This window comes from Pannonibacter sp. Q-1 (assembly GCF_054073275.1).
Genome location: NZ_JBSXNB010000004.1, coordinates 605,399 through 626,029 on the forward strand (window position 1 = coordinate 605,399; position 20,631 = coordinate 626,029).

The 20,631-nt window shown below is 63.1% G+C and carries 18 protein-coding genes; 6 read left to right on the top strand and 12 right to left on the bottom strand.

Going from position 1 to position 20,631, the window contains the following annotated elements; genetic code table 11:
• The first annotated feature begins 6 nt into the window (after positions 1 to 6).
• Positions 7 to 525 (top strand): hypothetical protein, encoded by a 519-nt coding sequence (locus tag ACVNHC_RS14300; RefSeq protein WP_457167642.1) that lies wholly within the window; start codon positions 7 to 9, stop codon positions 523 to 525.
• 39 nt (positions 526 to 564) lie between these two features.
• Here ACVNHC_RS14300 and ttcA read toward each other — a convergent pair whose 3' ends face one another.
• Positions 565 to 1,494 carry a tRNA 2-thiocytidine(32) synthetase TtcA gene (gene ttcA / locus ACVNHC_RS14305; RefSeq protein ID WP_094462072.1) on the bottom strand — a complete coding sequence of 310 codons (930 nt, stop codon included), beginning with the start codon at positions 1,492 to 1,494 and terminating at the stop codon, positions 565 to 567.
• Positions 1,495 to 1,803: 309 nt separating this feature from the next.
• On the opposite strand from ttcA, the gene ACVNHC_RS14310 reads away from it, so the two are divergent.
• Entirely contained in the window at positions 1,804 to 2,529 is a 726-nt protein-coding gene (locus tag ACVNHC_RS14310; protein WP_050472643.1) for a peptidase, read from the top strand.
• A gap of 184 nt (positions 2,530 to 2,713) precedes the next feature.
• On the opposite strand, the gene ACVNHC_RS14315 is transcribed toward ACVNHC_RS14310, so the two are convergent.
• The 8 genes from ACVNHC_RS14315 to ACVNHC_RS14350 form a co-directional block, all read right to left on the bottom strand.
• Positions 2,714 to 3,619 (bottom strand): TIM barrel protein, encoded by a 906-nt coding sequence (locus tag ACVNHC_RS14315; RefSeq protein ID WP_457167643.1) that lies wholly within the window; start codon positions 3,617 to 3,619, stop codon positions 2,714 to 2,716.
• Complete coding sequence (locus tag ACVNHC_RS14320) at positions 3,616 to 4,758, bottom strand: sn-glycerol-3-phosphate import ATP-binding protein UgpC (protein ID WP_457167644.1); 1,143 nt, start codon at positions 4,756 to 4,758, stop codon at positions 3,616 to 3,618. Before ACVNHC_RS14320 ends, ACVNHC_RS14315 begins: the two co-directional genes overlap by 4 nt.
• A gap of 40 nt (positions 4,759 to 4,798) precedes the next feature.
• Complete coding sequence (locus tag ACVNHC_RS14325) at positions 4,799 to 5,683, bottom strand: ABC transporter permease subunit (RefSeq protein WP_123194641.1); 885 nt, start codon at positions 5,681 to 5,683, stop codon at positions 4,799 to 4,801.
• A 7-nt stretch (positions 5,684 to 5,690) separates the two neighbouring features.
• Positions 5,691 to 6,581, bottom strand: coding sequence for a carbohydrate ABC transporter permease (locus ACVNHC_RS14330; protein WP_050472639.1), 891 nt, complete (start codon positions 6,579 to 6,581; stop codon positions 5,691 to 5,693).
• Between the two features lie 90 nt (positions 6,582 to 6,671).
• Entirely contained in the window at positions 6,672 to 8,015 is a 1,344-nt protein-coding gene (locus tag ACVNHC_RS14335) for an extracellular solute-binding protein (protein WP_457167645.1), read from the bottom strand.
• Positions 8,016 to 8,617: 602 nt separating this feature from the next.
• On the bottom strand, positions 8,618 to 9,235 hold the full coding sequence (gene rpsD, locus ACVNHC_RS14340) for a 30S ribosomal protein S4 (RefSeq protein ID WP_019964611.1): 618 nt from the start codon (positions 9,233 to 9,235) through the stop codon (positions 8,618 to 8,620).
• A gap of 239 nt (positions 9,236 to 9,474) precedes the next feature.
• Positions 9,475 to 10,263, bottom strand: a complete 789-nt coding sequence (murI, locus tag ACVNHC_RS14345) for a glutamate racemase (RefSeq protein WP_457167646.1) — start codon at positions 10,261 to 10,263, stop codon at positions 9,475 to 9,477.
• A complete protein-coding gene (locus ACVNHC_RS14350) occupies positions 10,260 to 11,120 on the bottom strand; it encodes an RNA methyltransferase (RefSeq protein ID WP_050472636.1) in 861 nt (286 codons plus the stop codon). Before ACVNHC_RS14350 ends, murI begins: the two co-directional genes overlap by 4 nt.
• Before the next feature lie 215 nt (positions 11,121 to 11,335).
• Here ACVNHC_RS14350 and pobA point away from each other — a divergent pair, with 215 nt between their 5' ends.
• Positions 11,336 to 12,505 carry a 4-hydroxybenzoate 3-monooxygenase gene (pobA, locus tag ACVNHC_RS14355; protein WP_457167647.1) on the top strand — a complete coding sequence of 390 codons (1,170 nt, stop codon included), beginning with the start codon at positions 11,336 to 11,338 and terminating at the stop codon, positions 12,503 to 12,505.
• Here pobA and ACVNHC_RS14360 read toward each other — a convergent pair.
• The 3 genes from ACVNHC_RS14360 to ACVNHC_RS14370 form a co-directional block, all read right to left on the bottom strand.
• Complete coding sequence (locus tag ACVNHC_RS14360; RefSeq protein WP_457167648.1) at positions 12,499 to 13,419, bottom strand: helix-turn-helix domain-containing protein; 921 nt, start codon at positions 13,417 to 13,419, stop codon at positions 12,499 to 12,501. The two genes, pobA and ACVNHC_RS14360, sit on opposite strands and share 7 nt — an antisense overlap.
• 344 nt (positions 13,420 to 13,763) lie before the next feature.
• Positions 13,764 to 14,675 (bottom strand): allantoinase PuuE, encoded by a 912-nt coding sequence (gene puuE / locus ACVNHC_RS14365; RefSeq protein WP_457167649.1) that lies wholly within the window; start codon positions 14,673 to 14,675, stop codon positions 13,764 to 13,766.
• 108 nt (positions 14,676 to 14,783) lie between these two features.
• Positions 14,784 to 15,179 carry a hypothetical protein gene (locus ACVNHC_RS14370; protein ID WP_209004863.1) on the bottom strand — a complete coding sequence of 132 codons (396 nt, stop codon included), beginning with the start codon at positions 15,177 to 15,179 and terminating at the stop codon, positions 14,784 to 14,786.
• 222 nt (positions 15,180 to 15,401) lie between these two features.
• On the opposite strand from ACVNHC_RS14370, the gene ACVNHC_RS14375 reads away from it, so the two are divergent.
• From ACVNHC_RS14375 to ACVNHC_RS14385, 3 genes are read left to right on the top strand one after another with little or no spacing between them, the layout of a single operon-like run.
• The gene (locus ACVNHC_RS14375; RefSeq protein WP_050472632.1) at positions 15,402 to 15,995 is read left to right on the top strand and encodes a PadR family transcriptional regulator; all 594 of its coding nucleotides are present in this window, start codon (positions 15,402 to 15,404) and stop codon (positions 15,993 to 15,995) included.
• Positions 15,996 to 16,023: 28 nt separating this feature from the next.
• Positions 16,024 to 17,124 (top strand): efflux RND transporter periplasmic adaptor subunit, encoded by a 1,101-nt coding sequence (locus ACVNHC_RS14380; protein ID WP_094462074.1) that lies wholly within the window; start codon positions 16,024 to 16,026, stop codon positions 17,122 to 17,124.
• Positions 17,121 to 20,597 (top strand): efflux RND transporter permease subunit, encoded by a 3,477-nt coding sequence (locus ACVNHC_RS14385; protein WP_457167650.1) that lies wholly within the window; start codon positions 17,121 to 17,123, stop codon positions 20,595 to 20,597. The genes ACVNHC_RS14380 and ACVNHC_RS14385 overlap by 4 nt, the downstream gene beginning before the upstream one ends.
• Positions 20,598 to 20,631: the final 34 nt, after the last annotated feature.

Below are 20,631 nucleotides of genomic sequence, written 5' to 3' on the forward strand. Positions count from 1 at the left end.
GGCACCATGGGGATGAAAGCGCTGAGACTGGCAGCACGGCAGGCACGGAGACAGATCCGCAGGACCGCCCGTACACTCACAGGGGCACTGAAAACAGCACTGGCCAGGACACAGGCCAGAACGCAGGCCCTGCCGCAGGCAGGTAAGGCAGGAAGGCGCGGCAAGGCGGTTCAGGCGCTGCCTGCGGCGGCCGTGGTGCTGCCGTTGGCGCTCGCAGCCACTCTGGCGGCCGTGGTGCTGATGGGCAGCGGTTCCGGGCAGAAGGATGTGGAACTGGCCCGCATTGATTGCGCCCGGCTGGTCATCTTTGCCCCCGCAGGCAGGATCGATGCCCAGCAGGCCTGCAAGGCCCATGGCGGGCTCGCCGTGCAGGCCGGGGAACAGCCGGATGCCGGGCTCACCATCCTCATCCGCAACCAGCCGGCCGGCGGCTTTGAAGGGCGCGATGCTGTGCCCGGCCCGGACAGGAGCGAGTTTTCGGGCGCAGGTCAGGCCCGTGCAGAGCTGTCAGCTTTCCGGGCCTGAGGCAAACTGCCGGGCCGCACGTCTTGCCGGGAACTGCGACTACTCTGCCGCGAAGAGATTGCGCGTCATGGCAAGGCCTGCGCCGCAGGGTTCTTCGGCGTCGCGCGCTTCACCGCCGTTGTTCTCGCCGGGGCGCAGGGAGGCGAAGTCGAAGAGGCTGCGGTCGAGGAGATGCGAAGGCCGCGTGTGGGCCAGCGCCCGCGCCATGACGCCGAGACGGCCCGGAGAGGCACGCTCCCAGTCCATCAGCATGCGCTTCACTTCCTCGCGCTGCAACCCATCCTGCGAGCCGCAGAGATTGCAAGGGATGATCGGGAACTGCATGCCTGCGGCAAACTTCGCCACATCGCTTTCGGCGCAATAGGCGAGCGGGCGCAGCACCATCAGGTCGCCCTCGTCATTGACCAGCTTCGGCGGCATGGAGGCAAGGCGCCCGCCGTGGAAGAGGTTCATGAAGAAGGTTTCCAGAATGTCCTCGCGGTGGTGGCCCAGCACGATGGCCTCGCAGCCCTGCTCCCGCGCGATGCGGTAGAGAATGCCGCGGCGCAGGCGCGAGCACAGCGAGCAATAGGTCTTGTGCGCCGGGATCTTCGCCGTGACGATGGAGAACGTATCCTCGCGCACGATGATGTTCTCGATGCCGTTCTTTTCAAAGAAGGCGGGCAGGATCTCCGGCGGAAAGCCCGGCTGGGCCTGATCGAGATTGCAGGCCAGAAGATCCACCGGCAGCAGCCCGCGCCACTTCAGGTCCATCAGCACCGCCAGCAGCGTGTAGCTGTCCTTGCCGCCGGACAGGCAGACCAGCCACTTCGGCCGTTTCACCGCGGCATCCGCAGGCACCATGCCGTAATCGTCAATGGCCTGACGCACCTCACGCAGGAGGCGCTTGCGCAGCTTCTTGAACTCCACCGTCGAAGGCGCGTTGCGCAGCATCACCGGGCAGCCGCTGTCATCCTCCGGCAGGTCCATCAGGGCTGCGGATGCGGCAGCATCGGCGGAGAGGCCCGCCTCGGGGCCGCTGGTCAGGTCGGTGGCACTCATCGTGATGGTCCGGATTGCGAAAACTGGGCGAAAACTCGCGGGCCCTTGCGCATGCGGACTGCCGCCGCGCGCCCGGCCCTTTCCCTTAGACGTCAGAATGGCTGCTTGTAAAGGCCCGCAAGGCCACGGGGCGGGGAAACCCTGCCGGGGCAGCGTTGGGGGAGGCAGCATTTGGGCATGGGGCGCAAATGGGTTAGACAGGGAAAATGACAATCACTCGCGCGAGTCGGCCCCCGCATGACCTATTGCCTCGGCATCCTGCTTCGCACCGGCCTGATCCTTGCGTCAGACTCCCGCACCAATGCAGGCGTCGACCAGATCGCCACCGTCTCCAAGATGTCCACCTTCGAGACACCGGGTGAGCGCATCATCACCGTGCTGTCGGCAGGCAATCTCGCCACCACGCAGGCCGTGATCTCGCAGCTGAAGCAGAGCTATGGCAGCGGCGACTTCCACCGGGACATGACCCAGTCGCTGACCCTGTTCGATGCGGCCCAGAAGGTGGGTGACACCCTGCGCGAGGTGCTGAACCGGGATGCCTCCTTCGTGAAGCCCTATGGCGATCCGGCCGCCTCCTTCCTTGTCGGCGGCCAGATCCGCGACGAGGAGCCGCGCCTGTTCCAGGTCTATTCCGCCGGCAACTTCATGGAAGCCTCCGAGCGCACGCCCTTCCTGCAGATCGGCGAGACCAAATACGGCAAGCCGATCCTCGACCGGCTGCTGACGCTGGAAACGGACCCGGCAGAGGCCGCGAAGCTGGCCCTGCTCTCCTTCGACGCCACCATCCGCTCCAATCTGTCGGTCGGCCCGCCGATCGACCTGATGGTCTATGGCAAGGACAGCCTGACGGCAGAGCACCTGCACACCTTTGACGAGGATGACGCCTATCTCCTCACCCTGCGCCAGGGCTATTCCCAGGGCCTGCGCGACCTCGTGCGCGGATTGCCCGTACCGGAGGTGTGAGGCAAGAACGCCGCCTCACTCCCGGCGTAATGCACAGCCCGGCATCAGGCACCGGGTCACCCCGGCCAAGCGCAGCGCGAGCCGGGGGGACACGGAATGTGCGGCAGGCCCCGGTGCAGCGCCAGCGCCGTGAACGGCGATAGCCCCAAATGCAAAAGGGACGGCACGCGGGTGAAGGTGACGGTCAGCGCCTCACCACCATCTGCGCCAGCTCCTGGGCGCGCGTGAGGCAGGCGGGCTGCTGGTCGCGGAAGCGCTCAGCGCCGATCTCCATGATCAGCGCCGTATCCGGCAGGAAGCTCAGCTCTGAAAAGATGTCATCCCAGGGAATGTCCCCCCAGCCGATCGGCAGGTGCAGGTCGCCAATGCCAAGGGCTGTGGCTTCGGCAGGGTGGAAGAACTTTTCCATCGTATAGGGCCGCCCAAAACTGTCATGGACGTGCAGGTGGCCGGTGACCGGTGCCATGGCGCGCAGTTCGTCGCGGAAATCGAGGCCCTTGAAGGTGGATTCGATATAGGCATGGCTGAAGTCGATGAGGGCGACGACATTGTCATGACCGATGGCTCTGACCGTCTCAGCCACCTGGCTCGGCGTCTGGCGGTACTGGCCGCTTTCGGTGGTAAAGATGTTTTCAAGCGCGATGCGCACGCCGTAACCTTTGGCCACATCGGCCATTGCGGACAGGGCCTCGCGTTCCATCTGGTCAAGATCGGCGCCATTCTCGCCAGCGCCAAGCTGGGCGGCGCCTGAATGATGAACGAGAATGCCGGCGCCCAGGCGGTTGCACATCTCCAGCATGGCCCGCACCACCTGCTTCTGCAGGACCAGATGCTCGCGGTCCATGAAATTGGAGCTGATCTGACCGTGCAGCGACAGCCTCTTGAACGGGTACTGGCCAGCGATGCTGGCAACGCGCTGCAAGCGATCCTCGATGATGCGGCCGCCCGAGACGATTTCCTCGCCATAGATGCCGATCTCGCAGGCGTCTGCGCCAGTGTCTGCGATCTCCCGCAGCGATGCGTCAAGCGTGGTGAGGTCGCCCTTGCCTGTACGGTTGCAGAAACCGACGGCGGAAATGATCTGGGTCATGCAAGAACTCCGGTATGGTGGGTCATGGTTGCGCTGCTGCGGACAGCGGCGATATCTGTGGCCGGGAGGGAATATTCGATGCGGCGGCCGGTCTCGCTGTCGAAAAAGTGGAGATGTTCGGGAGGAAGCGACAAGGCGATGGTGTCACCGGCGGAAACGTCTGCGTCTTCGCCAACAGCTGCGGCAAAGATCTCACCGGCGATCTCGCAATGCAGGACACGGCCCACACCAAGCTCCTCAATAAAATCGATGCGCGCCGGAAGGCCTTGCCTCCCCTTGACGAGGCGGCAGTGCTCCGGGCGAATGCCGATGGTGACGTCACGGCCGCCAAGCGCGCGGGCGGCCAGCGGGCCGATAGGAACCGGTTCGCCGTCGAGCCGCGCGATTGCAGTATCCGCCTCGATACGCGCCGGGAACAGGTTCATCGCGGGGGATCCGATGAACGATGCAACGAAGGTACTCGCCGGGCGGTGGTAGATGTCGAGCGGCCGGCCGGCCTGCTCGACATGGCCGCGGTTCATCACCACGAGCTGGTCGGCCAGCGTCATCGCCTCCACCTGATCATGGGTAACAAACACCGATGTGGCCGCAAGCCTCTGGTGCAGCTTGCGGATTTCGGCGCGCATGGTGACGCGCAGCTTGGCGTCGAGGTTCGACAGCGGTTCGTCGAACAGAAAAACCTTCGGCTCGCGGATGATGGCGCGGCCCATTGCCACGCGCTGGCGCTGGCCACCGGAAAGCGCGGCCGGCCGGCGGTCGAGAAAATCCTGAAGGCCAACGATTTTTGCCGTCTCGGCGATCCGCCTTTCACGTTCCGCCTTTGGCACGCCTGCCACCTTCAGCGCATAGCCGATGTTCCCGGCGACCGACATGTGCGGATAAAGCGCGTAGTTCTGGAACACCATCGCACACCCCCGCTCACGCGGTTCCAACCGGTTGACGACGCGTCCGCCGATGGCAATCTCGCCGGAGGTAATGTCTTCAAGGCCTGCGATCATGCGCAGAAGCGTGGACTTGCCGCAGCCGGACGGGCCCAGGATGACCACAAATTCACCCGAGGAGAAGAACAGATCGATCCCGTGCAGCGTCGGGGTCTTGCCGTAAGTCTTGCGCACCGCGCGGATCTGGATATCAGCCATGATTGTATCCTCGTATCTTCGGAAAGACGGCTCGCGGCGGTCACTTTTCGGTGGAGACAAGGCCACGCACGAACCAGCGCTGCAGAACGGCGACGACAAGCACCGGAGGCGCCATGATGATCAGCGAGCCTGCAAGCGTGACGTTCCAGTCCGGAATGCCGTTGTCGGAAGGCAGAAGCGCCCGCAGCGACATCATCACCGTCTTGTAGGAGGGATCCGTCGTCATCAGGATGGGCCAGAGATACTGGTTCCAGCCATAGACGAACATGATGGTGGTGAGTGCCAGCATGTTGGTGCGCGACAGCGGCAGCAGCATGTCGAAGAAGAAGCGCACGGGGCCTGAGCCGTCCATGCGGGCGGCTTCGGCCAGCTCGTCCGGCAGGGTCATAAAGAACTGCCGGTAAAGGAAGGTTCCGGTGGCCGTTGCAATCAGCGGCAGTGTCAGGCCGGCATAGGAGTTCAGAAGGTTCCACTCGATTGCGATGTCAATGCCGGAAAGCCCGAGGAAGAACTTCACCGGCTGGAACAGATCGGCCGCCACCGCATAGGTCGGCACCACGCGGACCTCGAGCGGCAGCATCAGCGTGATGAAAACGCTCCAGAAAAAGACATGCTTCAGCGGCGTGCGGAAGAACACGATGGCAAATGCGGTGCAGGCCGAGAGCGCCACCTTACCGGCCGTCACCAATGCGGCCATGATCAGGCTGTTTGTCATTGCCGTGCCAAGGTTTGCCCGCGTCCAGGCTGCACTGACATTGGCGAGGAACTCCCCCTGCGGCACGAAGCTGAACGGGACAGCATTCACCTGCGGCATGGTCTGACTGGCGCCAGCCAGCACCACGATGAAAGGTCCAAGCAGGACGAGGAAGCCGGCAGCCATGATGGTGTAGGTCAAGGCGTCGGCATAGGGGGTGCGCTGGATCATGGCAGCCTCACTTGTAATGCACCCGCTTCTCGATGAAGCGGAACTGGATGAAGGTGAAGACCATGATCAAGCCGATCAGGATGATGCTTTGCGCCGACGCGCCGGAATAATTGAGCCCCTGGAAGGCCTCGTCGACGATACGGTAGACCATCACCTCGGTGCCGCGGTTCGGGCCTCCGCCGGTGACGGAATGCACGATGCCGAAGGTATCTGCCCCGACAAACCCCTCGGTCATCATGGTGACGAGCAGGAAGAACAGTGTGGGCGCCAGAAGCGGCACCTGCACGTCGATGGCGCGGCGAAAGGGACCGGCGCCATCCATGGCGGCGGCTTCGCCGAGCGCCCGCGGCACCGATTGCAGGCCGGCGAGCAGGAAGATGAACGTATAGCCCGACCACTTCCAGATGAAGATGATGATGACCAGTGCCAGTGCATGGCTGCCGTATTTCGCCGGGTTCCAGAGATCGGGCGACAGCGCGTTGATCGACGCAGCAAGTCCCCGCTCGGGCGACAGGATGAAGCGGAAGGCCATGCCGGCAGCTGGTCCTGCAATGGCGAAAGGCAGGATGTAGAAGAACCGGAAGAAGCCGGAGCCGGGCAGTTGCCGGTCTACCGCCAGCGCCAGCGTAAGGCCGATCAGAATGCAGAAGAACGGGCCAACCGTTGCAAAGATCAGGCTGACGATCACCGAATTCCAGTAGAAGGGATCGGCCAGCACCTCTCTGAAATTGGCAAAGCCGACAAATTCGGCCACCCCGCCAAACGGTGGCTCAAGCGTGAAGGCCCAGTTCACGACGGCTGTTACCGGCCAGTAGAAGAACAGAAGGATCAGAATGAGTTGTGGCAGTGCAAACAGCACGGGCAACCACCAGCTCTTGAAAACGGCGCGTTTTTCCATGAGTTGACCAATGGCACGGGGATCAGCAGGAGACTGAGCCTGCCGGCAGTTGCGGCAGGCTCAGTCGATGGTGTCAGTCAACAGATGGGATCAGTTCAGCTTCTGACCGGCATAGGTCTTTTCGAAGCGGCGCAGGACGGCGTTGCTGCGCTCGGCAGCCTGGTCCAGTTCCTTCTGAACATCGGCATCCTGCATGAAAATGGCTTCCAGCGCGGTTGACACTTCCTTGCGGATCTGCGTGAAGCCACCCAGCCGGATGCCACGCGTGTTTTCCGAGGTGGGCGTGTAGGTCAGGCTGGCAATGGCCAGTTCGCGGCCCTTGTAAGGCGCGTTGTCGTAGAAGCCGTTGGCCTTCATGGCATCAAAGCCGGTCTTGGTAACCGGGATGTAACCGGTGACCGTGGACCACCATTGCGCCATTTCCGGCGTAGCGATGAAGTTGAGGAAGGCAGCCGCACCCTTGTATTCCGCGTCCGGACGGCCGGCCATGACCCACAGCGAAGCACCGCCCACGAGCGAGTTCTGGCGCTCGGTGCCGGCCCAGACGGGCAGCATGACCACATCCCATTTGACACCTTCCGGCAGGGTCTTCCCGACGGTGCCATGATCGGCAATCGAGGTCTGGATCATCTGGCAGGTCTGCGAGGTGAAGGACGGCACGATATCCATGCCGAGCTGCTTGGTCTTGACGACGAACAGCTGCTCGTCCTGCATCTTCTTGAAGAACTTCACATGGTCAACGAACTTCGTCTTGTTGAACACGACTTCGGCGTCGAGCCCCTGATAGCCATTGGCCTTGGTGGCGATCGGCTGATTGTGGATGGCGGAAAACTGCTCCAGCATCGGCCATGTGTCGAAGTTGAAGCCGAGCGGGCAGTCAAAGCCTGCGGCCTTCAGCTTGCGGGCAGCTTCTTCCACCTGTTCCCAGGTGTCCGGCTTGAAGGTGATGCCCGCCTTTTCAAAGGCGCTGGCATTGTAATAGAGCATCGCCGTGGATGAGTTGAACGGGAAGGACTGCAATTCGCCGGAAGCGGTTGCATAATAGTTGGCGATGCCGCCGAAATAATTGCCCCAGTCGATCGTGTAGCCATTATCGGCCATCAATTGCTTCGCCGGAAGGAAAGCACCGGACAGCATCAGGTCGAGTGTGCCGGCGTCGTAGATCTGGGTGATGGCGGGCTGTTTCTTGGCGCGGTAAGCGGCAATGGTGTTTTGCAGCGTGGTGTCATAGCCGTTCTGCGAGGTGCAGACGATCTCGTAATCAGCCTGCGTTTCGTTAAACATGCGGCACGCATCCTGCACGCGTTCGCCCAGATCGCCGGAAAGACCGTACCAGAATTCAAACTTGGTCTTTTCTGCAAGAGCCGGTGCAGGGGCCAGTGCCGAAGCAGCCAACAACCCGGTAAAGATGGTCTTCAGAACGGAAATTTTCATAGCACGCACCTCGCTTTCGGAAAGACTTCCAGCCCCACCCCTCCGGAAATCCATGACTTCCTAGCGAGAATTTGTGAACCACCGCGTTCAATTACGTGAATAATCAATGAATTTAAGATTACATAGATGGCGAAAAGAAAGATCCATCGGAAAAATCATGAAATATGTAGAGATGTCTATTCAATTACTCAAAACCAAAAAGATATCGAAACTTTTATCTGATTGACAACCGAACACCCGCATGGAGCGTATTTGAGAAAGCAGACTGCACCGGGACTGCATCCCCTCCCCATCCCTGACGAGACAGCGGCAACGGCCGGGCTATGCGGGGATACGCCCCGGATCGGGTCACCAGATAGTGAGCCGAAGCCTTTGACCAGGCCGGACCGCTTGATGAAGCCCGGCACCCGCCTGAGCGGTCACCATTTTTCGGCTTCGCCTTGAACTCCGGCCCCTGATGGCCGCCACGGCCCAGCATGCTGACAGCAAGAACGGGGCGCAGCCCCTCGGGGATCGCCTGCCTCCGGCAGCGCATACATCCGCCCCAGAATGCAAAAAGGCCGCCCCTGGGGGCGGCCTTTTCTCCAGCGGGGCTGGAAACCTTAGCGCGAATAGAATTCGACGATGAGGTTCGGTTCCATCTGCACCGGGTACGGCACTTCCGAGAAGGACGGCACGCGGGTGAAGGTGACGGTCATCTTGCTGTGGTCAGCGGCCAGGTATTCCGGCACGTCACGCTCGCTCGACTGGGAAGCCTCGAGAACCAGAGCGAGCTGCTTGGAGCGGTCGCGGACCTCGATGACGTCGCCCGGGCGGCAACGGTAGCTGGCGATGGTGACGCGCTTGCCGTTGACCTTGACGTGGCCGTGGTTGACGAACTGACGGGCAGCGAACACGGTCGGGACGAACTTGGCGCGGTAGACGATCGCGTCCAGGCGGCGCTCCAGCAGGCCGATCAGGTTCTCGGAGCTGTCGCCCTTCATGCGCGAAGCTTCGGTGTAAACCTTCTGGAACTGCTTTTCGGAGATGTTGCCGTAGTAGCCCTTGAGCTTCTGCTTGGCGCGCAGCTGCACGCCGAAGTCGGAGAGCTTGCCCTTGCGGCGCTGGCCGTGCTGGCCGGGGCCGTATTCACGCTTGTTGACCGGGCTCTTGGAGCGGCCCCAGATGTTCTCGCCCATGCGGCGATCAATCTTGTACTTTACGCTGTGGCGCTTCGACATCGCTGTTTCCTTGTGTCGGTTGGCTCATTTTATAAGGAAACGCGCCCTCCTTTACCCCGTTCGCAAGGAACAGGATCGACAGGGGTCCAGCTGAACGGCGCCGGCCGGAAAACCCCACGGGTGCGTAGACCGGCGAGGCAAAGCCCCGCACGGATCGCGGGTGCATAGACGAGGCAGGGGCGAATGTCAAATGCAGGCAGGCATCTCAGCCGCTTTTGCGCGCAATCCTGCGGTTTTTCCTAAACCAGCAAGGAGAGGCCAAAGCCCTGCATCAGGCGGCGGGTGGCGAAATCCGGCGAGTCTGACGTGAAAACCACACGGTCAGGCCGGGAATCGGCGCGCAGTACGTCCATCACCGGCACGATGCGCCGCGCCTGCCGGGCGATGGCCTCGGCCGGATCGATCCAGTCCACCGGCCAGGGGGCGAGGCGGCGGAAGACATTGGCAAGGAAGGGGTAATGGGTGCAGGCCAGCACGACGATATCCGTGCGCGCGCCTTCTTTTTCATAGAAGCACTCGCGGATCTCCGCCGTCAGCGCCTCGTCATCAACGCCCTCGCCCCGGATATAGGCCTCGGCCATGCTGGCAAGATTGACCGAGCCGACAAGCCGCACATGGCACTGGCTGGCAAAAGACTGGATGAGATCGCGCGTGTAGGCGCGCTTCACCGTGCCGGGTGTGGCCAGCACGGAAACAAGACCCGAGCGGGTGCGTTCCGCTGCCGGTTTGATGGCCGGCACCGTGCCAACGAATTTCATGTGCGGGAAGGCGGCGCGCAGGTCCGCCCCGGCAAGGGTGAAGGCCGTGTTGCAGGCCACCACCGCCACTTCCGGGTCAAACCGGTGCAGGAGATCGCGGAACAGGGAGATGAGCCGCGCCTTCAGCGCCTCCTCCTCCCAGCCGCCATAGGGAAAGCCTGCATCATCGGCCACATAGACAAAGCTGCGCTCGGGCATCAGCACCCGTGCCTCGCGCAGCACCGTAAGCCCGCCTATGCCTGAGTCAAAGACGAGCACCGGTTTTGTCATTCGTGGTCATCCTCTCGCGCAGCCTCTTCGCCCGCGCCGTCCTCACTGACACGGCGGGCGCCATCCGGCTGATCCTTGCGCGGCCGTGTGGGCCGGCCTTCCAGTGCCGCGATGATGCCGCGAAGCGTCTTCACTTCGTGGTCGGTCAGCGTGGCCTTCTGGAAGATATTGCGGATATTGCGGACAATGTGTGGCCGCCGCTCGACGGGACGGAAAAAGGACACCCGGTCCAGCGCCCCTTCCAGATGCTCGAACAGGCGCAGGATGTCATCCTTGGCCGCAGGCGGGTTGGCATCCACATCAAGCCCGAAGGGCAGCGCACCGGCGGTGGCCGTCTTGCGCCACTCATAGGCGCAGACCAGCACCGCCTGGGCGATGTTGAGCGAGGCGAAGTTTGGATCGACCGGCAGGGTCAGGATTTCGTCCGCCAGCGCCACTTCCTCATTGTTGAGGCCCCAGCGCTCGCGCCCGAAGAGATAGCCCGTGGCCATGCCCTTGGCGCCCAGCGGCACCACGGTGGCGGCTGCCTCGTCCGGCCCGCGCACGGGCTTGGCGACTTCGCGCGAGCGGGCGGTGGTGGCGTAAACAAAGGTGAGATCGGCAATCGCCGCCTCCACACTGTCGAACACCTGCACCTTGTCGATCACGTGGTCGGCACGGGAGGCGGCCGCGCGGGCCTTCTCGCTCGGCCAGCCGTCACGCGGGTTGACGATGCGCAGGTCGGTGAGGCCGAAGTTGGCCATGGCACGGGCCGCCGTGCCGATGTTCTCGCCAAGCTGCGGTTCGCACAGGATGACGGCCGGCGGGCGCACGTCCACGCTCAGGGCTTCATCGCGGATATTTGCGTTTCTGGTCATGGGCCGGGGATTTAGCGGAAAGCGGCGGCAAATTCCAGCGCCAGCAGCAGCGCAGCTGCACCTTGCGGCCAAATTGTCCAACTGATTGCGGCGGATCGTCCATTCATGCCGCAGGCCGGCGCAGCCATCATGGTCCCAAGAGGACGGGCAAGGCCGTTTCCCTCACCGGGGAAGCGCGGGAGATCCCGTCCGCATGAGGAATGAGGAGGAACTCCATGCGCACCCAGGTCGTCATCATTGGCGCGGGCCCATCCGGCCTGCTGCTGTCCCAGCTTCTGCATCTGTCCGGCATCGATTGCCTCGTGCTGGAGCGCAAGAGCCCGGATTACGTGCTCTCGCGCATCCGCGCCGGGGTGCTGGAACAGGGCATGGTTCACATGCTGGAAAAGGCAGGCGTGGCAGCGCGCATGCACAAGGAAGGCCTGCCGCATGACGGCTTCACGCTCTCGGTCGGCGAAACGCGCCTGCGCATGGACCTCAAGGGCCTGACCGGCACACCGGTGATGGTCTATGGCCAGACGGAAGTCACCCGCGACCTGATGGAGGCGCATACGGCACGGGGCGCGCAGGTGATCTATGACGCCGAAGACGTGACGCCGCTGGATTTCGATACGGATCATCCCCGCGTGACCTGGAAGAAGGACGGGGTGGCCCACGAGATCGCCTGCGACTTCATCTGCGGCTGCGATGGCTATCATGGTGTGGCGCGGGCGAGTGTTCCGGAAAAAGCCATCACAACATATGAAAAGATCTATCCCTTTGGCTGGCTTGGCATTCTCTCGCATGTGCCGCCTTGCGACCATGAGCTGATCTATTCAAATCACCCGCGCGGCTTCGCCCTCGCCTCCATGCGCTCGCACACGCTCAGCCGCTACTACGTGCAGGTGCCGCTGGACACGCCGCTGGAGGAATGGCCGGACGAGCGCATCTGGGACGAGCTGAAGCTGCGCCTTGGCGAGGAAGCCGCCGCCAACATGAAGACCGGCCCCTCCATCGAGAAGAGCATCGCACCGCTGCGCAGCTTCGTCGCCGAGCCGCTGCGCTTCGGCCGGCTGTTCCTGGCCGGTGACGCCGGACACATCGTGCCGCCGACCGGCGCCAAGGGGTTGAACCTTGCCGCTTCGGACATCCACTACCTGTCGTCCGGCCTTATCGAATATTACGGCGAGAAGTCCAGCGCAGGGATCGACGCCTATTCGGCCAAGGCGCTGGCACGCATCTGGAAGGCGGAACGCTTCTCCTGGTGGATGACCACCCTGCTGCACCAGTTCCCGGAACTGGGCACCTTCAACGCCCGCATCCAGCAGGCCGACATGGACTATCTGGCCAGCTCCAAAGCCGCCCAGACCAGCCTTGCCGAAAACTACGTGGGGCTGCCTTACTGAGGCGGATCCTGCCGGGCAGTATCGGAAAGGGTGCTGTCCGGCGCGCCGCCGCCCGTGTGGCGGGCGCGGAAGTCGGCGGGGGCTTCGCCGGTTTCCTTGCGGAAAACGCGGGAGAAATAGGCCGGATCCTCGAAACCGAGGTCATAGGCCACCTGCGAGACGGAAAGCCCCGAGAAGGCCAGCAGGCGCTTGGCTTCCAGAATGAGCCGGTCACGCACGTTCTGTGCCACGGTGCGGCCGGTAAACAGGCGGCAATAGCGGTTGAGCCGCTGCACCGTCAGGCCCATTTCAGCCGCATAGGCCTCCGCCCCCTGCCCGCCGCGGAACATGTCTTCCACCAGCTGGCGGAAGCGGAACAGCGAGAACCCGGGCGTCCTGTCGGCAGAGCCTGCCACCTCTCCGGGAAAGACGATCAGCAGGCTGAGCGCCACCAGCGGCCGGAAGAAGGCCCGCCGCCGCGCGCCCTCGTCAAACTCCCGCGCCATCTCGCCGAAATAGAACGATAGCTGTGCCTCATGCCCTTGCGGATGCAGGAGCGTGTTTCCAGCCGAGGTCAGCGCCGCCCGCTCCGCGTCGCTGCGGCTCTCCCCGCCCGCCACCAGATAGTCGGGCGTGAAGGAAACCACATAGCCTTCCGTTTCCGGTGAAAAGCTCCAGCCATGCAGCACGCCGGGCGGGGTGAAGGCAATGCCGCCCGCCCGGATCTCCCGCTCGCCATCCGCCTCGATCAGCCGCCCGCCGCCTTTCGAGATATGGAGGATCTGCGCCAGATGCTGATGGGCATGCAGCTCCAGCTGCCAGCCCAGCGCCAGCGACCGCGCCCGGATCGTTTCAATGTGAAAGAAATCAAATTCGGATGCCCCTTCCGTCTCACCATAGAGGTGATAACGCGGCAGGGATGCGGCGGCGCTCATGGGGTGAGTCCTGACTGGAAACACAGCAACAGCCGCTTTTCACGGCAGGCCTCTCCGCCCCCCTCCCCCTGGTGGGGAGGGGTGAGGGGTGGGGGGCACAGCTCCGGCATCCTTTGAAAGCTCTCCTGGAGGGGCACAGCGAGATGGGACGAGGGCCACTTTGAAGCTTGAACCGCTTCAACGTTCGGCTGGCTCAGAGCCCCCCACCCCTTACTCCTCCCCACGAGGGGGAGGGGAGCTGAAACGCCGCACCATGCGAACGAGCCGGCATTCTCCCAACCGCTCAATCCGCCGCTCATCCTGTCCTGCCCGTTCCCCATCACATCCCCCTCCCCCGCTGCCATTCAACCTGCCGCGTGGTGGGCGTGCCAGTGCCAGGCGATGTCGATGCGCCGGGCGAGCCAAACCTTTTCATGTGATGCGACATAATCGAGGAAGCGCGCCAGAGCCGCAGCCCGGCCAGGGCGGCCCACGAGACGGCAGTGCAGGCCGATGTTCATCATCTTCGGGCTGCCCGCCTCGCCTTCGGCGTAGAGAGTATCGAAACTGTCCTTCAGATAGGCAAAGAACTGATCGCCGGAGTTGAAGCCCTGAGGCGTGGCAAAACGCATGTCGTTGGCGTCCAGCGTGTAGGGGATCACCAGATGCGGGCCGGAGGGGCCTTCCACCCAATAGGGCAGATCATCGGCGTAACTGTCGCTGTCATAGAGGAAGCCGCCCTCCTCCATCACCAGCTTGCGGGTGTTCATGGAGCAGCGGCCGGTGTACCAGCCGAGCGGACGGGAGCCGGTGACCTCTTCATGCAGGCGGATGGCCTCCTGCATGTGCGCCCGCTCTTCCTCTTCGGCCATGTTGGCATATTCGATCCACTTGAGCCCGTGGGAGGCGATTTCCCAGTCGGCCTCCTTCATGGCCGCAACCACATCCGGATTGCGGGCGAGCGCGGTGGCAACACCATAAACGGTGACGGGGATGTTGCGGCTGGTGAACAGGCGCCACAGGCGCCAGAAGCCGGCACGCGAGCCATATTCGTAGATGGATTCCATGTTCCAGTGGCGCTGGCCGGGCCAGGCCTGCGCCCCGACGATTTCCGACAGGAAGGCTTCGGAGGCGGCATCCCCGTGCAGGATGTTGTTCTCCCCGCCTTCCTCATAATTGATCACGAACTGAACAGCCACATTGGCCTCGCCGGGCCATTGCGGATCGGGGATCTGGCGGCCATAGCCAACGAGATCACGCGGGTAGGATGCGTCCATGCGCCTTCAAATCCTTTTGCAAATCAACTCGCAAACAGGATCCATGGAAGCCGGAACGGACCGCTTTGGCAAGCCGTGTTCTGACAGCAGGCGCTGCAAAGAAATTAATCAGCCGCGCCGCGCCGTCCTCTGCGGGCTGGCGCGGACCGGGACAGGGATCAGCACCGGCTCGCCCGGCATGGCGTGGAAAGCCTGCTCGCGGCGGCCACGGCCGCGGTCATTCCCGCCATCGCGCGGCAGCATCATGACGGCCGTTCCCATTGCGGCTGAGCCCAGCGTGATGATGAAGCCGAAGGCGAGCAGGATAACCGGCACCGCCGGATCACTGGCATTGGCGACCAGATCATAGAGCCCGCCCGCATTGGAGGCAAAAAGACCGCCCACCACCACCAGCGCCACGGCAGAACCGGACAGGGCATTGACCGCCAGAAGCCGCAGCAGCGGATTTTCAGGCAGAAGCTTGCCCGGACGAAGTCTCAGACGCAGACGGGACAAAACGGGCATGAACGGAGCCTCCTCATGCGGCGAAGCAATTTCGCCATATTGAAACAATGCCCCTCCCAGCCCTGGCAATCAATCCTCCAAAAGGCGGCAAAACGTCTCTTTGAATTTTATGTTTCCGCCCCCTTAAAGATCGTTCCGTAAACACTATATACCCAACCGATATATATCGATATGATACGTCGAAAGCTCCGTGTGCGGGCTTTTTGCGAAGGAACCATCCATATGAGTGTACGCCGCCTCTGCCTTGCCATGCTCTCGGAGGGAGATGCCACAGGATACGAGATCCGCAAGGAGGCGACTTCAGGCTGTTTCAGCTACTTCGAGGATGCGAGCTATGGGTCGATTTATCCGGCACTGGCAAAGCTGGAGAAGGAAGGTCTCGTCACCATGCGGGAAGAGAAGCAGCCCGGCAAGCCGGCCCGCAAGGTCTACAGCATCACCCAGACCGGGCGCGACGCCCTGCTGGACATGCTGAGGGAGGACTTGCCGCCGGACATCTACCGCTCGCCCTTCCTTCTGGTGGCCATGAGCGCGGAGCAGGTGGGCGGTAAGGCCATCCGCAGGGCGATTGACCTGCAGATCGAACAAACCCGCCACAAACTGCAGCAGTTGAGCGAGCTGAAGTCCAGGATCACGGACAAGCCGCTCAACAGGGGCATACTTTGGGGCATCAACTACGGCATCGACTGCATGATCCAGAAAATCGGCTACCTGGAAGCCAATCGCGCCGAGCTGGAGGCGATTGCCGACGGTGACGGCAATGGATCACAGCCTCAGGCGGCTGCACCTGTCCAGACACCGCAAGCCGCCGAATAAGCAGATCCTGACCAACGGAGCGAATTTCATGCGTGTTAATTTCTCTGTGCTGCTGGCCGCAGGCATTGCCGGTGGCGTTGGCCTGTGGATGTGGAGCGGCACCCTGGTGGTCGGTGGACTGGGGGACGAGGCCCATGCCGCCCCGCCCATTGCCGAACGGCAGAATGCTGCGGATGTGAAGCCCTTCCGTGTCCAGGTGGCCCGGCTTGTGGCCGAACCGCGCTCGGCCATGCTGGAGGTGCGCGGCAGCACCGAAGCCTTCGCCAAGGTTTCCGTGCGCGCCGAAACGGCGGGGCGGATTGTTGAACGCCCGGCCCGCGAAGGCGGCACGGTGAGCGCTGGCGATGTGCTTTGCGTGATCGACAAGGGCACCCGCGAGGCCCGCGTGCTGGAGGCAAAGGCCGTCCTTGCACAGGCCCGCGCCGATTATGACGCCGCAACGCAGCTCAGCTCGAAAGGCTTTGCCACGGAAAACCGCGTGGCTGCGCTGAAGGCATCGCTAGATGCCGCCGATGCGCGCCTGCAGGAAGCCGAGCTGGAGCTGGACCGCACCGTCATCCGCTCGCCCATTGCCGGCGTGGTGGAAAGCCCGATGGCGCGTGTCGGCGATCATCTTTCCGTGGGCGCGGCCTGTGGCACGGTGGTGAATTCCGATCCGATGATCGCCGTCGGTCAGGTGTCCGAGTTGAATATTTCAGGCCTCAGCCTCAACATGCCGGCCACCGTCGAGCTGGTCGGCGGCACGAGGATGGAAGGCCATGTGCGCTACATCGCACCGGCCGCCAATCCCGACACCCGCACCTTCCGCGTGGAAGTGGAACTGCCCAACCCGGACGGCCTTGCCCGCGACGGTGTGACCGCCGTTACCCGGCTGGAGCTGTCGCAAGGCCTGGCCCACCGCGTCAGCCCGGCGATCCTGACGCTGGATGATGATGGACGCGTCGGGGTGCGCAGCGTCGATGCGGACAACCGGGTGCGCTTCCTGCCGGCCGCCATAGCCGGCGGTGAGGCCGATGGCATCTGGATCACCGGTCTTCCGGACACGGTTGACGTCATCATCGTCGGACAGGACTTCGTCGGGGAAGGACAGCTGATCGAGCCGGTGATGAACACGGGAGCAAACGGATGACCAGTGCGCTTGAAGCCATTCTGCGCCGTCCCAAAACGGTGCTCATGCTCCTGCTGGCGCTCGTCTTTGGCGGGACGCTCAGCTACATAACCATCCCCAAGGAAGAGAACCCGGATATCGACGTTCCGGTCTTCTACGTCTCCATATCCCAGCAGGGCATCTCGCCGGAAGACGCAGAGCGCCTGCTGGTGCGTCCCATGGAAACGGAGCTGCGCGGCCTTGACGGCCTGAAGGAACTGACGGCCATCGCCTCGGAAGGCCATGCCGGCATCGTGCTGGAATTCGACATCTCCTTTGACAAGGACAAGGCGATGTCGGATGTGCGCGACAAGGTGGATCAGGCCAAGTCCAAGCTGCCCGCCGATGCCGACGAGCCCACCATTTCCGAAACCAACTTCGCGCTCGCCCCGACCCTGACCGTTGCCCTGTCGGGCAGTGTCCCCGAGCGCACCCTCTACACCTATGCCCGGCGCCTGAAGGACCAGATCGAGGCCGTGGACACCGTCCGCTCCGCTGATCTGGCAGGTCACCGGGAAGAGCTGCTGGAAGTGCTGATCAACAGCCGCAAGCTGGAATCCTACGCGATCACCCAGCAGGAGCTGATCACCTCCCTGACGCAGAACAACCAGCTGGTGCCCGCCGGCTTCCTCGACAGCGGATCGGGACGCTTCAACGTCAAGGTTCCAGGGCTTCTGGAAACGGCGGAAGATGTCTATGCCCTGCCGCTGAAACAGGCGGGCGAAGGCGTCGTCACACTGGGCAACGTGGCTGAAATCCGCCGCACCTTCAAGGATGCCACCTCCTTCATCCGCGTCAATGGCGAACCGGCGATTGCGCTCAATGTCACCAAGCGCATCGGCACCAATGTGATCGAGAACAATGCCGCTGTCCGTGCCGTCATTGCCGAGGCAACGAAGGACTGGCCGCAGACAATCCGCGTCAGCGTCATGCTGGACATGTCGGAGAACATTTTCGAGGTTCTCGGCTCGCTGCAGTCCTCGATCCTGACAGCCATCTTCCTCGTCATGGTGCTGATCGTCGGCTCGCTGGGCCTGCGCTCCGCGCTTCTGGTTGGCCTTGCAATTCCAACATCCTTCATGGTCGGCTTCCTGATCCTGGCCGGGCTTGGCTATACCGTGAACATCATGGTCATGTTCGGCCTCGTGCTGACCGTGGGCATGCTGGTGGATGGTGCCATCGTCATGGTGGAATATGCCGACCGCAAGATCGCCGAGGGCATGGAGGACCGGGAGGCCTATATCCGCGCGGCCAAGCTGATGTTCTGGCCGATCTTCTCCTCCACGGCGACGACCCTTGCCGCCTTCCTGCCCATGCTGATGTGGCCGGGTGTGGCCGGCGAGTTCATGAGCTATCTGCCCATCATGGTGATCATCGTGCTGGCCGCCTCGCTGCTGACGGCAACGGTCTTCATCCCGGTCACCGGCGGCCTCTTCGCCACCGTGTTCCACTGGATGGCACGCCATGCGGCGGTGGTTCTGGCCCTGGTCTTTGCGGCCCTGGCCGCCACGACGGTTCTCACGGCTCCGGCCCTTGCCGCGCTGCCCGCACTTGCCGTGAATGGCCTTGCCATCGCAGCCTTCATTCTGGCCGGTTTTGTTAGCCACCGGCTGCTCGTCCCCGCCGTCGCCATCCTGAAACGGCGCGCGGCCCTGCGCGCCGAAGAGGCACGGCAGGAGGCGGAGGTCCTCTCCGGCAACCATGCTTTCGACGTGCGCGAGGTTACCGGCCTCACCGGCCTCTATGTGCGCGGGCTGAAACTGCTGGCGGGGAATCCCATCGGCAATCTCGTAGCCCTTGCCGCCATGGCCGGGCTCTGCGTCTTCATCACCATCGGCTTCATGACCCACAGCACGGGCGTCGAATTCTTCGTCGATGAAGAGCCGAAGCAGGCGGTGGTGCTGGTCTCGGCCCGCGGCAACCTGTCTGCAGCCGAGGCCCGCGACATCGTCATGGGCGTTGAACGGGAAGTGCTGCAGACCGCCGGCGTGATGAATGTGGTCACCTCCGCCTTCCCCCCCGGCGGCAGCGGCGGCGGCCCGTCACTCGATGGCCCGCGTGACAAGCCTGCCGACGTGATCGGCGAACTGCAGCTTGAGTTCGAGGATTATTGCTGCCGCCGCAAGGCCGTGGAAATCTTCCGGGAAATCCGTGAGCGCACGGCCCCTCTGCCCGGCATCAAGGTGGAAACCCGCAAGATCGAGGGCGGCCCGCCGACCGGCAAGGACATCCAGCTTGAAGTAAAGTCCACCGACTACAAGACGCTGACTGAAACCATTGCCCGCATCCGCGAGCATGTAAACACCATGCCCGACCTGATCGATCAGGAGGATGACCGCCCCCTGCCCGGCATCGAATGGCAGATCACCATCGACCGGGCTCATGCCGGGCGCTATCAGGCCAGCATCGTGCCGGTGGGCAGCATGGTGCAGCTTGTCACCAACGGCGTGCTGATCGGCAAGTACCGCCCGGCAGACAGCGAGGACGAGGTGGACATCCGCGTGCGCCTGCCGCGCGATGAACGCACGCTCGACCGGTTTGACGAGCTGCGCCTGCAGACGCCGCTTGGTCTGGTGCCGCTTGCCAACTTCATCAAGCGCGAGGCGGCACCGAAGGTCTCCTCCATCACCCGGCGTGACGGCCTTTATTCGATGATGGTGAAGGCCACCGTCGATCCGGCCTCCGGTTTCACACCGGACGACAAGGTGAAGGAGCTGGACAGCTGGCTGAAGACGCAGGACTGGCCCTCGAATGTCCTCCTGGCCTTCCGCGGCGCCGACAAGGACCAGAAGGAGTCCGGCGAGTTCCTGATGAAGGCGATGATTGCATCGCTCTTTCTGATGTTCCTGATCCTGCTGACCCAGTACAACTCGTTCTACCAGACCTTCCTGACCCTCACGACCGTGGTCCTGTCGGTCTTTGGCGTGCTGCTGGGCATGTGGGTGACGGGGCAGAAGTTCTCGATCATCATGACCGGCACCGGCATTGTCGCGCTGGCGGGTATCGTGGTGAACAACGCCATCATCCTGCTGGACACGTTCAACCGCTTCCGGGAAGACGGCCTGCCCACGCTGGACGCCATCCTGAAGACCTCGGCCCAGCGCCTCAGACCGATCATGCTGACCACGATCACCACGATTGCAGGGCTCATTCCGATGGCCGCCCAGATCAATCTGGACTTCCTCAACCGGGAAATCGCCCTCGGCGGCGTCACCTCCGGCTGGTGGGTGCAATTGTCGACGGCGGTGATCTTTGGCCTCGGCTTCTCCACCCTGCTGACCCTGCTGCTGATCCCGGTGATGATCGCCATGCCCGGTGTCTGGGCAGGCCTTGCCGTGAGGCTCTGGCAACGGATGACCGGCAAAAGGCCGGGCTCCGGCTCGGGATCAGACGAGGGCGCAGGCCAGCAGGCCGCCAACAGCCCCGGAACCCCGATGACCAGCGCTGCGGAATAGACCCAAGGCCCAAAAAGCAAAAGCCCCCGTCCGA

Bases quoted from the DNA above. Each gene is read 5' to 3' on its own strand.
- rpsD (WP_019964611.1), bottom strand. From the start codon at position 9,235: ATGTCGAAGCGCCACAGCGTAAAGTACAAGATTGATCGCCGCATGGGC.
- ACVNHC_RS14380 (WP_094462074.1), top strand. From the start codon at position 16,024: ATGCGTGTTAATTTCTCTGTGCTGCTGGCCGCAGGCATTGCCGGTGGC.
- ACVNHC_RS14375 (WP_050472632.1), top strand. From the start codon at position 15,402: ATGAGTGTACGCCGCCTCTGCCTTGCCATGCTCTCGGAGGGAGATGCC.
- ACVNHC_RS14350 (WP_050472636.1), bottom strand. From the start codon at position 11,120: ATGACCAGAAACGCAAATATCCGCGATGAAGCCCTGAGCGTGGACGTG.
- ACVNHC_RS14320 (WP_457167644.1), bottom strand. From the start codon at position 4,758: ATGGCTGATATCCAGATCCGCGCGGTGCGCAAGACTTACGGCAAGACC.
- ACVNHC_RS14330 (WP_050472639.1), bottom strand. From the start codon at position 6,581: ATGGAAAAACGCGCCGTTTTCAAGAGCTGGTGGTTGCCCGTGCTGTTT.
- ACVNHC_RS14335 (WP_457167645.1), bottom strand. From the start codon at position 8,015: ATGAAAATTTCCGTTCTGAAGACCATCTTTACCGGGTTGTTGGCTGCT.
- ACVNHC_RS14385 (WP_457167650.1), top strand. From the start codon at position 17,121: ATGACCAGTGCGCTTGAAGCCATTCTGCGCCGTCCCAAAACGGTGCTC.
- ACVNHC_RS14310 (WP_050472643.1), top strand. From the start codon at position 1,804: ATGACCTATTGCCTCGGCATCCTGCTTCGCACCGGCCTGATCCTTGCG.
- ACVNHC_RS14325 (WP_123194641.1), bottom strand. From the start codon at position 5,683: ATGATCCAGCGCACCCCCTATGCCGACGCCTTGACCTACACCATCATG.
- puuE (WP_457167649.1), bottom strand. From the start codon at position 14,675: ATGGACGCATCCTACCCGCGTGATCTCGTTGGCTATGGCCGCCAGATC.
- ACVNHC_RS14300 (WP_457167642.1), top strand. From the start codon at position 7: ATGGGGATGAAAGCGCTGAGACTGGCAGCACGGCAGGCACGGAGACAG.
- pobA (WP_457167647.1), top strand. From the start codon at position 11,336: ATGCGCACCCAGGTCGTCATCATTGGCGCGGGCCCATCCGGCCTGCTG.
- ACVNHC_RS14370 (WP_209004863.1), bottom strand. From the start codon at position 15,179: ATGCCCGTTTTGTCCCGTCTGCGTCTGAGACTTCGTCCGGGCAAGCTT.
- murI (WP_457167646.1), bottom strand. From the start codon at position 10,263: ATGACAAAACCGGTGCTCGTCTTTGACTCAGGCATAGGCGGGCTTACG.
- ACVNHC_RS14315 (WP_457167643.1), bottom strand. From the start codon at position 3,619: ATGACCCAGATCATTTCCGCCGTCGGTTTCTGCAACCGTACAGGCAAG.
- ttcA (WP_094462072.1), bottom strand. From the start codon at position 1,494: ATGGACCTGCCGGAGGATGACAGCGGCTGCCCGGTGATGCTGCGCAAC.
- ACVNHC_RS14360 (WP_457167648.1), bottom strand. From the start codon at position 13,419: ATGAGCGCCGCCGCATCCCTGCCGCGTTATCACCTCTATGGTGAGACG.